The organism is Rathayibacter sp. VKM Ac-2762 (genome assembly GCF_009866585.1).
GTDB lineage: Bacteria > Actinomycetota > Actinomycetes > Actinomycetales > Microbacteriaceae > Rathayibacter.
Map to the genome: position 1 here is coordinate 523,445 of NZ_CP047419.1, position 14,974 is coordinate 538,418.

Here is a 14,974-nt window from a genome sequence, read left to right on the forward strand (position 1 = left end):
TCAGGGTGGTGCCCCCAGTAGGATTCGAACCTACGCCCCTGCCTCCGGAGGGCAGTGCTCTATCCCCTGAGCTATGGGGGCCAGGAGTGCCTGACCACATTAGCACCCGGACGGGGCGGGCCCCGACGCCGGGAGCGGTCCTCGCGCATGCCACGATGGAGCCATGCTGCGCACTGTCTCCGCCTCGCTGGATCTGCGTCTGAACGGCCCGACCGACCTGATCTTCCTGGTGGCGGCGACGCCCACGGGCGACTCGTTCGAGGACTCCTTCACCGTCCGGCTCGACGGGCAGGACGTGCCGGTGCGGGAGTTCCCGGCGCGGCACGGCGCCCGCGTGCACCGCGTCGCGGGGAACGAGGGCGACCTGCGGGTCGAGTACCGGGCGCGGGTCGCCGGCCTCGGCGCTCCGGACGAGCCGAGCGAGCTCGAGCTCGTCGAGTACCTGCGGCCGAGCCGGTACGCCGAGGCGGACGTGCTCGGAGGGATCGCCCGGCGCGAGTTCGGGCGGGCCCGGGGCTTCGAGGCGCTGACGGCCGTCGAGGAATGGGTGCACGGCCACCTGTCGTACGTCTACGGCTCGACGGTCGGCACCGGGGGAGCGGCGCAGGTCATCGAGAGCGGCCGGGGCGTGTGCCGGGACTTCGCGCACACGGTCGCCGGGCTCCTCCGTGCTCTCGACATCCCCGCCCGGGTGACGGCGGTCTACGCGCCGGGCCTCGAGCCGCGGGACTTCCACGCGGTCACGGAGGCCTGGGTGGGCGGCGCCTGGCACGTCGTGGACGCGACCCGGCTGGCTCCGCGCGGGTCGATGCTGCGCATCTCGTCCGGCCGGGACACGGCGGACACCGCGTTCCTCAGCAGCTACCTGACGGACCTGCGCCTGACCGGGATGAGCGTGGAGGCCGACTGCGACGCGGCGCTCGTCGACGACCACGTCTCGCCGGTGCGCCTGGGCTGACGCCGGGGCTCAGTCGGCGAGGACGCCGATCGCCGACCGCACGAGCGGCTCGGGGTCGCCCGGCTCGACGAAGGAGGCGCTGGACGCCTCGATCCAGTACTCGCCGACGAAGGCGTCCGCGACGCCCCGCCCCTCGGCCACCTGGTAGTAGCCCTCGATCTCCGGCGGCTTGCCGTAAGTGGGGACGGCCTTGCTGGTGGTGAAGAACTCGTTCTTGAGCGCCTCGATCACCGCGGGGTCGAGGTGGGCCACGGCCAGCTGCAGCTCGGCGCCCGAATCGTCGGACCATCCGCAGACCAGGCCGTCGTACTGGGCGATCTCCTCGGAGACGGCGGTGGTCCCGATGCCGTCGTCCGGGGAGAATCCGCCCCACAGGCCCGCGAGCGCCGAGGCCGGGACCAGCTGCTCGCAGGCGAGGGGGATCGGCGTGCCGCTGACGGCGCCGCTCGCGCTCGGCTCCGGGTCGGCCGCGGGGGAGCAGCCGGAGAGGGCCGCCGCGGCGAGGGCGACGAGGAGGAGGGCGGCGGGACGGCGCATGCGTCGCACCCTAGCAACGCCGCCCTGCCGAGCGGCCCCGCGGTGCAGGAGGGACGGGGGGCGCGGGCGCGGCGGCCGGTAGAATCGCTCCCCGTGACTCCCGAACAGCTCGCCGCCTCCCTGCACGCCCTCGTCCTCGACGCCGTGCAGCGACGGGGGAGCGATGCGGGCGTCGAGCTCTCGGACGTCGTGCTGGAGCGCCCGAAGAACCGCGACCACGGCGACTGGGCCTCGAACATCGCGATGAAGCTCGCGAAGCGGGTCGGCGCGAACCCGCGCGAGCTCGCCGCCGAGCTGGCCGAGGGGCTGGGCGCGGTCGAGGGCGTCGCCACCGTCGAGGTCGCCGGTCCCGGCTTCCTCAACGTCCGGCTCGAGGCCGCGGCCGCGGGCGCACTTGCCGGCGCGATCGTCGAGGCGGGCGAGGCCTACGGCACCGGATCCGCCTACGCCGGCGTCCGGATGAACCTCGAGTTCGTCTCCGCCAACCCCACCGGCCCCATCCACATCGGCGGGACGCGCTGGGCGGCGGTCGGCGACAGCCTGGCCCGGATGCTCCTCTCGCAGGGCGCCGAGGTGACCCGCGAGTACTACTTCAACGACCACGGCGCGCAGATCGACCGCTTCACGCGGAGCCTCCTCGCCGCCCACCGCGGCGAGCCGACCCCGGAGGACGGCTACGGCGGCGCCTACATCGGCGACATCGCCGAGCGCGTCGCGGCCGCCTACCCGGGCGACCTCGCCGTCCTGCCCGAGGAGGAGCTCGCCGAGACCTTCCGCTCGATCGGCGTCGAGCTGATGTTCGGCGAGATCAAGCAGAGCCTGCACGAGTTCGGCGTCGACTTCGACGTGTACTTCCACGAGAACTCCCTGCACGAGTCGCGCGCCGTCGACCGCGCGATCGAGCGCCTCCGCGAGCTCGGGCACATCTTCGAGGCGGACGGCGCCACCTGGCTGCGGACCACCTCGTTCGGCGACGACCGCGACCGCGTCATCATCAAGAGCGACGGGGAGGCGGCCTACATCGCGGGCGACCTCGCCTACTACCTCGACAAGCGCGAGCGCGGCTTCGATCGGGCGATCATCATGCTCGGCGCCGACCACCACGGCTACATCGGCCGGATGATGGCGATGTGCGCGGCGTTCGGCGACACCCCGGGCGTGAACCTCGAGATCCTGATCGGCCAGCTGGTCAACCTGCTCCGCGACGGCGAGGCGGTCCGGATGTCCAAGCGGGCGGGGACCGTCGTCACGATGGAGGACCTCACGGAGGCCGTCGGCGTGGACGCCGCGCGCTACTCGCTGGTGCGCTCCTCGGCCGACTCGACCCTCGACATCGACCTCGACCTGCTGACCAAGCGGAGCAACGACAACCCCGTCTACTACGTGCAGTACGCCCACGCGCGCACCCGCCAGGTCGCGGCGAAGGCCGCGGCGTCGGGCGTCCCCGTCGAGCCGTTCGCGCCCGAGACGCTGGTGCATCCGACCGAGTCGGCGCTGCTCGGCGGCCTGCAGGAGTTCCCGCGCATCGTGGCGCACGCCGCGGAGCTGCGCGAGCCGCACCGCGTCGCGCGGTACCTCGAGGAGGTCGCCGGCCTCTACCACCGCTGGTACGACAACTGCCGGGTCGTGCCGCAGGGCGAGGACCCGGTCGAGGCCGTGCACTCGACCCGACTGCGCCTGAACGAGGCGACCGGGCAGGTGCTCCGCAACGGGCTCTCCCTGCTGGGCGTCACGGCCCCGGACCGGATGTGAGCGCGTCGGGGGCGGCGCCGCGGCGCCGGCGCGGGGGACGCGCGGCCGTGGTGGTCGTCGTGGTGCTGGTGCTGCTCGTGGTCGCGGCGGTGGTGGGCGACTCGCTCGCCCGCCGCGCCGTCGCGGACCGCGCCGCCGCGAGCCTCCGCGAGGCGCTCGCACTGCCCGCGGACCGGGCGGTGGACGTCGACGTCGCCGGCTGGGCCGTGCTCCCGCAGCTCGTCTCGGGGCGGCTGGACCGGCTCGACCTGCGCAGCTCGGACGTGACGTTCGGCGAGCTCGACGGCGACGTCGCCGCGACCCTGATCGGGGTGCCGGTGAGCGGCGTCGGAGCGGTCGAGTCCGGCAGCACGACGGTCGCGATCGACGCGGCCTCGGTGTCGCGGCTCGTCACCGAGCGCAGCACCGTTCCCGTCGACGAGGTGACCCTGGACGCTCCGCTCGTGCGCGTGACCGCCTCCGTCGAGGTGCTGGGCCTCCGGCTCGGCGCGGGCGTGGGGATGGAGCTCGCCGCCGTGGACGGCGCCATCCGGCTGACCCCGGCCGAGGTCTCCGCCGCCGGTGCGACCTTCTCGGCGACCGACTTCCGCGACCGCTTCGGCGCCGTCTCCGGCGACCTGCTCGCTCCGTCGTCCGTGTGCATCGCGGACTCGGTGCCGCGCGGACTGACGCTGACCGGGGTCGAGGTCGCCGACGAGTCGCTGAACGCGAGCTTCGCGCTCTCTCCGACGTTCCTCAGCGACCCCGCGGAGCAGGAACCGGGCACCTGCGCCTGAGCCCGCGCGGCGCCGCCGCCCCGGACCGGTAGGATCGGAGCCCTGTGCCGGCGTCTTCCGCGGGCCGAACACTGACATCGCTGGCTTCAGGGGTCAATCCGGACCCGCTCGCCCCGCAGTGACGCTCCCACTCTCTCCTGTGAGGTCTCACCCGTGGACACCGTCGACGCCCGCGCTCGCGCCCCCCGGCATCCGCTCGCGCCTGAGTGGCTGCTCACGCCCGCCGACCCGAACGCCCTGGCCGAGGGCGTGTGGCCGGACAGCGCCGAGCGCGGCGAGGACGGCGGGATCCGGATCGCCGGAGTGAGCGTCGCCGAGCTGGTGCGCGAGCACGGCACTCCTCTCTACGTGGTGGACGAGGCCGACGCCCGCCGCCGGGCCGTCGAGATGCGCGAGGTCTTCGCCCGTGAGCTCGGCCGCATCGGCACCGGCGTCACGGTCTACTACGCGGGCAAGGCGTTCCTCTCGACCGAGGTCGCCCGCTGGATGCGCGACGAGGGCCTGAACCTCGACCTCTCCAGCGGCGGCGAGATGGCAGTGGCCCTCGCCGCAGGGATCGAGCCCGAGCGCTTCGGCCTCCACGGCAACAACAAGTCGCTCCGCGAGATCGACCGGGCCGTCGAGGTGGGCGCGGGCACGATCGTGCTCGACAGCCTCGTCGAGATCGAGCGCGTCGCAGCCGCGGCCGAGCGGCACGGCCGCGTGCAGGCGGTGCGCCTCCGGGTCAACAGCGGAGTGCACGCGCACACCCACGAGTTCCTCGCCACGGCGCACGAGGACCAGAAGTTCGGCCTCGCACTCGCCGACTGCCCGGCCGCGGTCGCCCGCATCCGCTCCTTCTCCTCCCTGCGGTTCCTCGGGCTGCACTGCCACATCGGATCCCAGATCTTCGGCTCCGCCGGGTTCGCGGAGTCGGCGTCGCGCCTGCTCGACGTCCACGCGGCACTGCTCGCGGACGGCCCCGTGCCGGAGCTCAACCTCGGCGGCGGCTTCGGCATCGCGTACACCAGTGCCGACGACCCGACCCCGATCGCCGAGATCGCGGCCGCCGTCGCCGACGCGGTCGCCGAGCAGTGCTCCGCCCGCGGCGTCCCGGTGCCGCACATCGCGATCGAGCCCGGCCGCTCGCTGATCGGGCCCGCCGGCGTCACCCTCTACGAGGTGGGCACCGTGAAGGACGTGACGGTCGGCTCCGAGGGCTCGACCGCGGTCCGCCGCTACGTCAGCGTCGACGGCGGCATGAGCGACAACGCCCGTCCGGCGCTCTACGGCGCCGACTACACGGCGCGGATCGCCGACCGCTCCTCCTCGGCCGAGCCCGCCCTCGTGCGGGTGGCCGGGAAGCACTGCGAGTCGGGCGACATCGTCGTCCACGACGACTTCCTGCCCGCGGACGTGCGGCCGGGCGACCTGCTCGCCGTCGCCGCGACCGGCGCCTACTGCTGGTCGCTCGCCAGCAACTACAACTACCTCGGGCGCCCCCCGGTGGTCGCCGTCCGCGACGGGCGCTCGCGCGTCCTCGTGCGCGGCGAGACCGAGGAGGACCTCCTCCGCCGCGACGCCGGCATCGAACGAAAGGCCACCTCCCGATGATCGAGTACCGCAGCCTCCGCGTCGCCCTGCTGGGCGCCGGGTCCGTCGGTGCCCAGGTGGCGCGCCTCCTGCTCGACCACGGCGACGAGCTCGCCCAGCGCGTGGGGGCGCCGCTGGAGCTCGTAGGCGTGGCCGTCAGGGACGTGGACGCGCCCCGCACCGCCGACATCCCGAAGCACCTGCTCACCACCGACGCCGAGTCGCTGATCCTGGGCGCCGACATCGTGGTCGAGCTGATCGGCGGGCTCGAGCCCGCCCGCAGCCACATCCTCACGGCGATCTCGTCGGGCGCGGACGTGATCACGGCCAACAAGGCGCTGCTCGCCGCCCACGGCAACGAGCTCTTCGAGGCCGCCGACCAGGTGGGCGCCCAGCTCAACTACGAGGCGGCCGTCGCCGGCGCGATCCCGATCATCCGGCCGCTGCGCGACAGCCTCGCGGGCGACCGGGTCCACCGCATCCTCGGCATCGTGAACGGCACGACCAACTACATCCTCGACCGGATGGACACCGAGCACGCGAGCCTCGAGGACGCGCTCGCCCGCGCGACCGAGCTCGGCTACGCCGAGTCCGACCCGACCGCCGACATCGAGGGCTACGACGCGGCGCAGAAGGCGGCGATCCTCGCCCGCCTCGCGTTCCACACCGACGTCCCGGTCACCCTGGTGCACCGCGAGGGCATCACCGGCATCACGAAGGCGCAGGTCGACCAGGCCCGCGACTCCGGCTACGTGATCAAGCTGCTCGCGATCTGCGAGCGGCTGACCGACGCCAAGACCGGCGTGGAGGGCGTGTCCGCGCGGGTCTACCCCGCGCTCGTGCACCGCTCCCACCCGCTCGCGGCCGTGCACGGGGCCAACAACGCGGTCTTCGTCGAGGCGGAGGCGGCCGGCGACCTGATGTTCTACGGCGCCGGCGCCGGCGGGATCGAGACGGCCTCCGCCGTCCTCGGCGACGTCGTGTCGGCCGCCCGCCGCCACGTCGTCGGCGGCCCCGGCCTGGTGACCAGCGCGAGCTCCGGGCTCGCGGTCCTCCCGATCGGCCACGTCACCACCCGGTACCAGGTCACCCTCGAGGTGCTCGACCGCCCCGGCGTGCTCGCGCAGATCGCGGGCGTCTTCGCCGACCACGGCGTCTCGGTCGAGACCCTGGTGCAGACCCCGCCCGGCGCCGACCCGCTGGAGGAGCAGGGCGGTGCGGAGCGGCGCGAGCCGACCGCTACCCTGGTCATCGGCACGCACGCCGCGGCGGAATCCGATCTGGCGGCCACCGTCACCGCCCTCCATTCGCATGGTTTCGTCGGCGCCGTGACGTCCGTTCTACGAGTTGAAGGAGCCTGAGATGGCCAAGCAGTGGCGCGGAGTCCTGCACGAGTACGCGGACCGCCTCGATGTCACCGAGGCGACCCCGGTCATCACTCTCGGCGAGGGCGGCACGCCGCTCATCCCCGCGGCGGCGCTCTCGGCGCGCACGGGCGCGAAGGTGTGGGTCAAGTACGAGGGCATGAACCCGACCGGCTCCTTCAAGGACCGCGGCATGACCATGGCGATCTCGAAGGCCGTCGAGCACGGCGCGAAGGCCGTCATCTGCGCTTCGACCGGCAACACCTCCGCGTCGGCCGCCGCCTACGCGACGCACGCCGGCATCACCGCGGCCGTCCTGGTGCCGGAGGGCAAGATCGCCCTGGGCAAGCTCAGCCAGGCGATCGCGCACAACGCGCAGCTGCTGCAGGTGCAGGGCAACTTCGACGACTGCCTCGACATCGCCCGCGACCTCGCGAAGAACTACCCGGTCCACCTGGTCAACTCGGTGAACCCGGACCGCATCGCCGGACAGAAGACCGCGGCCTTCGAGGTCGTCGAGGTGCTGGGCGATGCTCCGGACTTCCACATCGTCCCGGTCGGCAACGCGGGCAACTACACCGCCTACTTCCGCGGCTACTCGGAGGAGCTGGAGCGCGGCGAATCGACCCGCCTCCCGCGCATGTTCGGCTTCCAGGCCGAGGGCTCCGCTCCGATCGTGCACGGCGCCCCGGTCCGCCACCCCGAGACGATCGCCAGCGCGATCCGGATCGGCAACCCGGCCTCGTGGGAGCTCGCCCTCAACGCGCGCACCGTCAGCGACGGCTACTTCGGCGCGATCAGCGACGAGAAGATCCTCGAGGCGTACCGCATCCTCGCGGGCGAGGTCGGCGTCTTCGTCGAGCCGGCGTCGGCGATCAGCGTCGCGGGGCTCCTCGAGCGCGCCGAGGCCGGAGCGATCCCGAAGGACGCCACCGTCGTCCTGACGGTCACCGGCCACGGGCTCAAGGACCCGCAGTGGGCGCTCCGCACGGCCGACGGCGCGGACATCACGCCGACCGTCGTCCCGGTCGACACCGCCGCGATCGCCGACGTGCTGGGGCTGGCCGGCGCATGACCTCGGCGGTTCCCGTCGGCCGCACCGTCCACGTCAAGGTCCCCGCCACCTCGGCGAACCTGGGCCCCGGCTTCGACACGCTCGGCCTGGCGCTCTCGTTCTACGACGAGCTCGACGTGACGGCCGTCGCGGCCACGGGTGCGCGGGTCACCGTGCACGGAGTCGGCGAGGGCGAGGTGGCGACCGACGAGACGAACCTCGTCGTGCAGGCCATCGCGTACACGTTCGCCGACCAGCGGCAGGAGATGCCCGGCATCGAGGTGATCGCGCGCAACATCATCCCGCACGGCCGCGGGATGGGCTCGTCCGGCGCCGCGATCGTCTCCGGCATCATGGCCGCGAAGGGCCTGCTCGAGGGCGTCGTCGAGCTCGACTCGGACGACCTCCTCCGCATCGCCACCGAGATGGAGGGGCACCCCGACAACGTGGCGCCCGCGCTGTTCGGCGGCCTCACCATCGCCTGGGTCGAGCCGCACGCCTCCGGCGCCGACGACTCGCCGCTGCGCCCGCGCTCCAAGAAGCTCATGGTCCACCGCGGCGTGTCCCCGGTCGTCTTCGTGCCCGAGCACACCATGTCGACGCGGCTGGCCCGCTCGCTGCAGCCGCAGAGCGTGCCGCACGAGGACGCGGTCTTCAACGTCTCGCGCTCCTCGCTCCTGATCGCCGCCCTCATCCAGAGCCCGGAACTGCTGTTCGCGGCGACCGAGGACAAGCTGCACCAGAACTACCGCGCGGCTGCCATGCCCGAGACCTCAGCGCTGATCGCGCTGCTGCGCTCGCACGGCTACGCGGCGGTCGTCTCGGGTGCCGGACCGAGCGTCCTGGTGCTCTGCAGCGACCCCGCGCAGCGCCTCGCCGCCGCGGATCTGGTGGAGCGGGAGGCCCCCACGCCGTGGCGCGCGCACATGCTGGCCGTCGACTTCAAGGGTGCTACAGTGGGGACCGCATCCCGAGGAACCGCGTAACGAGCGGAATCTGTCCGACGGATCGTCCCGACAACCACGGCCATCACATCGTGTGAAGGGCGCCCCTGCTCCTCTTGCAGACCGGCGCCTGGTCTCCGGGCCCTCTCCTCGCTCTCTGCGGCAGTCGGTCCCGGCGGCCGAGAGCATCGCGTGGATCAGAACACGCGATGGCACCGCACGGTCGATGAGCTCTCCCGGTGAGCACTCGTTCCCGGGGGGAAGGAACCCTCTCCAGTGACAGACGTCAACACCCACGGCTCGACCGTGGACCTCACCGCCGACCTCTCCGGTCTGCGCGTCGCCGAGCTCCAGGCTCTCGCGACGCGGCTCGGCCTCGGCGGCGCCTCCAAGCTCCGCAAGGGCGAGCTGGTCCAGGCCATCTCGGACCTGCGCGCCGCCTCCGCCGAGGACGCGCCCGCCGCGATCGCCGACGCGGTCGCTCCGGACGACGCAGCGGTCGCCCCGGACGTCGACGCCACCGGCGTCGAGGCCGAGCCGGCCGATGTGGCCGAGCAGTCCGCTCCGCAGCCCGAGGCGCCGGCGGAGCTGCCGACGCCCGTCGAGAGCACCGAGGCCGACACGGCCGACGTCCTCGAGCAGGCCGCGCCCACCGTCGACGAGCCCTCCGCGACGGCCGCCGAGTCGGCCCCCGTCGAGCTCGAGCTCCCCGCGGTGGCCGAGCCGGTCGCCGAGCCCGCCGAGCGCGCGCCCCGCCGACGCAGCTCGCGCCGCGCCTCCAGCGGCACCGTCGCCGCCGGCGAGCACCTCAACATCCCCGGCGGGACCGGCGTCGAGTCGCTGATCCCCGACCTCCCCGTCATCGAGCAGGACCGCGACGCCGACCAGGCCGCGAAGCCCGTCATCGACATCGAGCTGCCCAACGGGCCGGAGTCGGACGACTCCTCCCGCGAGGGCGGCCAGCGCGAGCGCCGCGGACGCCGCCGCAGCCGCGGGGGCGCCTCCGAGCAGAGCGAGCAGGCCGAGCAGGCGCCCGCCGAGAACGACGCCGACTCCTCCGACTCCGGCGACCAGCAGGAGCAGCAGGGCGGCGACCAGCAGCAGAACGGCGACCAGCAGGGCACCGGCCGCGGTCGCAACCGCCGCAACCGGAACCGCAACCGCGGGGACGACCGCCAGAACGACGCTCAGCAGAGCCCCGCCGCGCAGTCCCAGCCACAGAACGGTCAGGGCGCGCGCGCCGCGCAGTCCGAGGGCCAGCAGGCTCCTCAGCAGAACGGCTCCGGACAGCCCCAGAACGGCCAGCAGGCCGAGGGCGAGGACGGCCGCCGCAGCCGCTACCGCGACCGCAAGCGCCGCGGCGGAGCGATCGGCGACGACTTCGAGCCCGAGATCGGCGAGGACGACGTCCTCATCCCGGTCGCCGGCATCCTCGACGTCCTCGACAACTACGCCTTCGTGCGCACCACCGGGTACCTGCCCGGCGTCAGCGACGTCTACGTCTCCCTCGGCCAGGTCAAGAAGTACAACCTGCGCAAGGGCGACGCGGTCGTCGGCGCCATCCGCCAGCCCCGCGAGGGCGAGGGCGGCGGCCGCCAGAAGTACAACGCGATCGTCCGCGTCGACTCGATCAACGGCCAGACCGTCGAGGAGGCCGCTGCGCGCGTCGAGTTCCAGAAGCTCACGCCGCTCTACCCGACCGAGCGCCTGCGCCTCGAGACCGAGCCCGGCAAGCTGACCCAGCGGATCATCGACCTGGTCGCCCCGATCGGCAAGGGACAGCGCGGCCTGATCGTCGCGCCGCCCAAGGCCGGCAAGACCATCGTCCTGCAGCAGATCGCCAACGCGATCGTGCAGAACAACCCCGAGGTCCACTTGATGGTCGTCCTGGTCGACGAGCGTCCCGAGGAGGTCACCGACATGCAGCGCACCGTGCGCGGCGAGGTCGTCGCCTCCACCTTCGACCGCCCGGCCGAGGACCACACGACCGTCGCCGAGCTCGCGATCGAGCGCGCCAAGCGCCTGGTCGAGCTGGGCCACGACGTGGTCGTGCTGCTCGACTCCATCACCCGTCTCGGCCGCGCCTACAACGTGACCGCTCCTCCCTCGGGCCGCGTGCTCTCGGGCGGCGTGGACGCCTCGGCGCTGTACCCGCCGAAGAAGTTCTTCGGCGCGGCGCGCAACATCGAGAACGGCGGCTCGCTCACCATCCTCGCGACGGCGCTCATCGAGACCGGCTCGAAGATGGACGAGGTGATCTTCGAGGAGTTCAAGGGCACCGGCAACATGGAGCTCCGCCTCTCCCGTCACCTCGCCGACAAGCGGATCTTCCCCGCCGTCGACGTGAACGCCTCCGGCACGCGCCGCGAGGAGATGCTGCTCAGCGCCGACGAGGTCAAGATCACCTGGAAGCTGCGCCGCGCCCTCGCCGGGCTCGACCAGCAGCAGGCGCTCGAGATCATCCTGTCGCGCCTGAAGGAGACCTCGTCCAACGTCGAGTTCCTCATGCAGGTCTCGAAGTCGGCCGTCGGCCCGGCCACCGCCGGCCACGGCAACGGCCACCACTAGCGCCCCGACGTCCGCGGTCGCCCCTGTCACCGGGGGCGGCCGCGGACGTTTTCGCGTCCCCGGGCGATGAGCCCGACCCCGACCACCTCCGGAAGCCAGGACCCCATGTTCGAATCCGTCAGCGTCCTCCTCGCCGAGCACGAGGACCTGCAGACGCAGCTCTCCGACCCGGCACTCCACGCCGATGCCGCCCGCGCCAAGAAGGTCAACCGGCGCTACGCGGAGCTGAGCCAGATCAAGGCGGCCCACTCCGCCTGGATCCAGGCCGGCGAGGACCTCGAGGCCGCGCGCGAGCTCGCCCGCGAGGACGAGGCCTTCGCGGAGGAGGTCCCCGAGCTGGAGGAGTCGCTGCGGGTGGCGCAGGAGAAGCTGCGGCGCCTGCTCATCCCGCGCGACCCCGACGACGGCCGCGACGTCATCATGGAGATCAAGGGCGGCGAGGGCGGAGCCGAGAGCGCGCTGTTCGCGGCCGACCTCCTCCGGATGTACCTCCACTACGCCGAGGCGAAGGGCTGGAAGACGGAGATCCTCGACCGCGACGAGTCCGACCTCGGCGGCTACAAGAACGTGCAGGTCGCGATCAAGAGCAACGCCACCGATCCCTCGCAGGGCGTGTGGGCGCACCTCAAGTACGAGGGCGGCGTGCACCGGGTGCAGCGCGTCCCCGTGACCGAATCGCAGGGGCGGATCCACACCTCGACCACGGGCGTGCTCGTGTTCCCCGAGGTGGACGCGCCCGAGGAGGTCGCGATCAACCAGAACGACCTGAAGATCGACGTCTACCGCTCCTCCGGTCCCGGCGGGCAGTCCGTCAACACGACCGACTCCGCCGTGCGGATCACCCACCTCCCGACCGGCATCGTCGTGTCGATGCAGAACGAGAAGAGCCAGCTGCAGAACCGTGAAGCGGGCATGCGCGTGCTGCGCGCCCGCATCCTGGCCCGCCAGCAGGAGGAGATCGCCGCGGCGGCCTCGGACGCGCGCAAGACGCAGATCCGCACGATGGACCGCTCCGAGCGCATCCGGACCTACAACTTCCCCGAGAACCGCATCGCCGACCACCGCACCGGCTACAAGGCGTACAACCTCGACGGCGTGATGAACGGCGCGCTCGACCCGGTGGTGGAGAGCGCCATCCAGGCCGACGAGGAGGCCCGCCTGGCCGACATCGGCTCCGAGGAGGCGTGACCCTCGTGACCACCGGCGTCGACGCGCGCACCCTCCTCGCGGACGCGGTCGCCCGCCTCGCCGCCGCCCGCGTCCCCACACCGGACGTCGACGCGGAGCTGCTTCTCGGGCACCTGCTCGGGCTCGGCCGCGGCCGGCTGCAGGCGCGCCTCATCACGGGGCTGACCGTCGACGAGGAGCACGCCGCGGGGTTCGCGAGCGCGATCGAGCGCCGGTCGGCTCGCGAGCCGCTGCAGCACATCACCGGGATCGCGCCGTTCCGCTCGCTCGAGCTCGCGGTCGGACCCGGCGTGTTCGTCCCGCGACCCGAGACCGAGGGCGTCGCGCAGATCGCGATCGACGCGCTCCGTGCGGTCGTCGACCCGGAGCCGATCGCCGTCGACCTCGGCACGGGCAGCGGAGCCCTGGCGCTCGCGCTCGCGCACGAGGTGCCGCACGCGCGCGTGATCGGCGTGGAGAACGCTCCCGAGGCGTTCATCTGGGCCCGCGGCAACCGCGAGCGGCTCGGGCTCGAGAACGCTCGCATCGTCTTCGACGACCTCGTCCGCGCGCTTCCCGAGCTGGACGGCACCGTCTCCGTCGTCGTCTCCAACCCGCCCTACATCCCGGCCGCCGCCGTCCCGCGCGACCCGGAGGTGCGCCTGTTCGACCCGCCCTCGGCGCTCTACGGCGGCGAGGACGGCCTGGACGTCGTCCGCTCGCTCTCGGCGACCGCCCTCCGCCTGCTCCGCTCCGGGGGAGTGCTGGTGATGGAGCACGGCGAGCTGCAGGGCGCAGAGATCCGCGCCCTGCTCACCGCCGACGGCTGGCGCGGAGCGACCACGCAGCGCGACCTCACCGGCCGCGACCGCGCGACGGTGGCGGTGCGCTGAGGCGTCGCGGAGCTCTGCTAGCCTCAGCGGCGATCCGGTGGCCGCACCGGGCAGGCAGGCTCGGGAGGCTCGCATCGTCCCTGCACGCGATCGGCCGCGCCGTCGGCTCCGCCGCCCGCTGCTGATCGTCCTGGTCGTCGTGGTGGTCGCGGCCCTCGTCGTGGTCGCTGTGCGGCTCCTCGAGCGGAGCGACGGAACTGCTCCCGTGGCCTGCGCGCCGTCGTCCGCCTCCGCGTCGCCCGCGCCTGCCATCGGCTCGGTCGACGACTACCTGGGCGGCCGGTCCTACCTCCGCGGCGTGAACGTGTTCGACCTGCAGTCGCGCGTCGACGTCGGAGTCGACTGCACCGCCGGGAATCCGGCGGAGAGCTACGAGTTCCTGGCGGACCGCGGACTGACGCTGGTTCGGCTCGCGGTGCCCTGGTCGCTCCTGCAGCCGCGGGCCGACGGGGAGAGCACCGACGACGCTCTGGCGAAGGGGCTCGATCCGGCGGCGGTCGCGCTGCTCCGGACCGAGATCGCCGCCATCGGCGCCGCCGGCATGCGGGCCGTGCTCGACCTGCACAACAACGGCACCTATCCGGCGAGCCAGGGCGATCTGCCCGAGGGGACCGTCTGGTTCGGATCCGGGCTCTCGGTATCCCAGGCGCAGCGGGTCTGGACCCTGCTCGCGGCGGAGTTCCAGGACGACGGACGCATCGCCGCCTACGACCTCTTCAACGAGGTGAAGCGGTCGCTGGTCCCCGTCGAGACCTACAAGGCCTACACGGAGGCCGTGGTGTCGGCCGTCCGGGGGACCGGCGATCGGCACACGATCTGGGTCGAGGGGATGCGGGAGGCGACGACGGGCACGGTCGCTGCGATCGCACCCGACGGGCCGTGGATCCAGGACCCGCTGAACCGGATCGTGTACTCGCAGCACTTCTACCCCGGCGGCACGGGCACGACCCTGCGCTCGGACAAGCAGGGCGGCGCCGACGAGCAGGTCTTCGTGGCGGCGGTGACGACCTTCGGGCAGTGGTGCCGGCGGTACGGGGCGCACTGCTCGGTCGGGGAGGTCGGCTGGCCCAGCGATCAGAGCCTCTCTCTCACCGCGGGCGGCGCGGGCTCCTGGACGGACGTCGGCGAAGCCTTCTACACGGCCGCCGACAGCTACGGCCTCGACGTGACCTACTTCGGCTCCACGAGGAAGTCGGACTGCGGCTGGCTGATGGCCTACTGCGGCGACGATCACGAGATCGACGACGCGCGCTCCCAGAGCTCCGTGATCGAGGCGCACCTCACGCGCTGAGCGCAGTTGTCCCCCTCGTGGGAGGGGGTCTCCTCGAATAAGCCTCACTCGCGCCACCCGCCGACGACCCCTTCCGACAATGGGGGCGCGGGGCTCTC

12 protein-coding genes and 1 tRNA gene are annotated in these 14,974 nt (G+C 73.0%); 11 read left to right on the forward strand and 2 right to left on the reverse strand.

Translation table 11 applies throughout. The features are described 5' to 3' along the window. Positions 1-6 precede the first annotated feature (6 nt). A tRNA-Arg gene (locus tag GTU71_RS02530) sits at positions 7-81 on the reverse strand. An 82-nt stretch (positions 82-163) separates the two neighbouring features. Between GTU71_RS02530 and GTU71_RS02535 the strand changes: the two genes are divergently transcribed. Next, a complete protein-coding gene (locus tag GTU71_RS02535; protein WP_159939240.1) occupies positions 164-958 on the forward strand; it encodes a transglutaminase family protein in 795 nt (264 codons plus the stop codon). Between the two features lie 9 nt (positions 959-967). Here GTU71_RS02535 and GTU71_RS02540 read toward each other — a convergent pair whose 3' ends face one another. Further along, positions 968-1,495: a hypothetical protein gene (locus tag GTU71_RS02540; protein ID WP_104333000.1), complete on the reverse strand. Its 528-nt coding sequence runs from the start codon at positions 1,493-1,495 to the stop codon at positions 968-970. Positions 1,496-1,588: 93 nt separating this feature from the next. Between GTU71_RS02540 and argS the strand changes: the two genes are divergently transcribed. From argS to GTU71_RS02590, 10 genes are all read left to right on the forward strand, one after another. After that, complete coding sequence (gene argS, locus GTU71_RS02545; protein WP_104222999.1) at positions 1,589-3,247, forward strand: arginine--tRNA ligase; 1,659 nt, start codon at positions 1,589-1,591, stop codon at positions 3,245-3,247. A 47-nt stretch (positions 3,248-3,294) separates the two neighbouring features. Next, positions 3,295-4,023: an LmeA family phospholipid-binding protein gene (locus GTU71_RS02550; RefSeq protein WP_104262485.1), complete on the forward strand. Its 729-nt coding sequence runs from the start codon at positions 3,295-3,297 to the stop codon at positions 4,021-4,023. A gap of 153 nt (positions 4,024-4,176) precedes the next feature. Next, positions 4,177-5,616, forward strand: a complete 1,440-nt coding sequence (lysA, locus tag GTU71_RS02555) for a diaminopimelate decarboxylase (RefSeq protein WP_159939241.1) — start codon at positions 4,177-4,179, stop codon at positions 5,614-5,616. After that, entirely contained in the window at positions 5,613-6,956 is a 1,344-nt protein-coding gene (locus tag GTU71_RS02560; RefSeq protein WP_104223002.1) for a homoserine dehydrogenase, read from the forward strand. The genes lysA and GTU71_RS02560 overlap by 4 nt, the downstream gene beginning before the upstream one ends. Before the next feature lies 1 nt (position 6,957). After that, complete coding sequence (gene thrC / locus GTU71_RS02565) at positions 6,958-8,034, forward strand: threonine synthase (protein ID WP_104223003.1); 1,077 nt, start codon at positions 6,958-6,960, stop codon at positions 8,032-8,034. Further along, a complete protein-coding gene (thrB, locus tag GTU71_RS02570; protein WP_104223004.1) occupies positions 8,031-8,999 on the forward strand; it encodes a homoserine kinase in 969 nt (322 codons plus the stop codon). The genes thrC and thrB overlap by 4 nt, the downstream gene beginning before the upstream one ends. Before the next feature lie 234 nt (positions 9,000-9,233). Further along, positions 9,234-11,525 carry a transcription termination factor Rho gene (gene rho / locus GTU71_RS02575; protein ID WP_159939242.1) on the forward strand — a complete coding sequence of 764 codons (2,292 nt, stop codon included), beginning with the start codon at positions 9,234-9,236 and terminating at the stop codon, positions 11,523-11,525. A 105-nt stretch (positions 11,526-11,630) separates the two neighbouring features. Continuing rightward, positions 11,631-12,713 (forward strand): peptide chain release factor 1, encoded by a 1,083-nt coding sequence (prfA, locus tag GTU71_RS02580; RefSeq protein WP_104232724.1) that lies wholly within the window; start codon positions 11,631-11,633, stop codon positions 12,711-12,713. Beyond that, entirely contained in the window at positions 12,710-13,585 is an 876-nt protein-coding gene (gene prmC / locus GTU71_RS02585) for a peptide chain release factor N(5)-glutamine methyltransferase (RefSeq protein ID WP_159939243.1), read from the forward strand. The genes prfA and prmC overlap by 4 nt, the downstream gene beginning before the upstream one ends. 37 nt (positions 13,586-13,622) lie before the next feature. Beyond that, positions 13,623-14,876 (forward strand): cellulase family glycosylhydrolase, encoded by a 1,254-nt coding sequence (locus GTU71_RS02590; RefSeq protein WP_159939244.1) that lies wholly within the window; start codon positions 13,623-13,625, stop codon positions 14,874-14,876. Positions 14,877-14,974: the final 98 nt, after the last annotated feature.

Excerpts from the sequence above, each read along its gene's own strand:
- thrB (WP_104223004.1), top strand. The coding sequence starts at position 8,031 with ATGACCTCGGCGGTTCCCGTCGGCCGCACCGTCCACGTCAAGGTCCCC.
- thrC (WP_104223003.1), top strand. The coding sequence starts at position 6,958 with ATGGCCAAGCAGTGGCGCGGAGTCCTGCACGAGTACGCGGACCGCCTC.
- GTU71_RS02560 (WP_104223002.1), top strand. The coding sequence starts at position 5,613 with ATGATCGAGTACCGCAGCCTCCGCGTCGCCCTGCTGGGCGCCGGGTCC.
- GTU71_RS02535 (WP_159939240.1), top strand. The coding sequence starts at position 164 with ATGCTGCGCACTGTCTCCGCCTCGCTGGATCTGCGTCTGAACGGCCCG.
- GTU71_RS02540 (WP_104333000.1), bottom strand. The coding sequence starts at position 1,495 with ATGCGCCGTCCCGCCGCCCTCCTCCTCGTCGCCCTCGCCGCGGCGGCC.
- prfA (WP_104232724.1), top strand. The coding sequence starts at position 11,631 with ATGTTCGAATCCGTCAGCGTCCTCCTCGCCGAGCACGAGGACCTGCAG.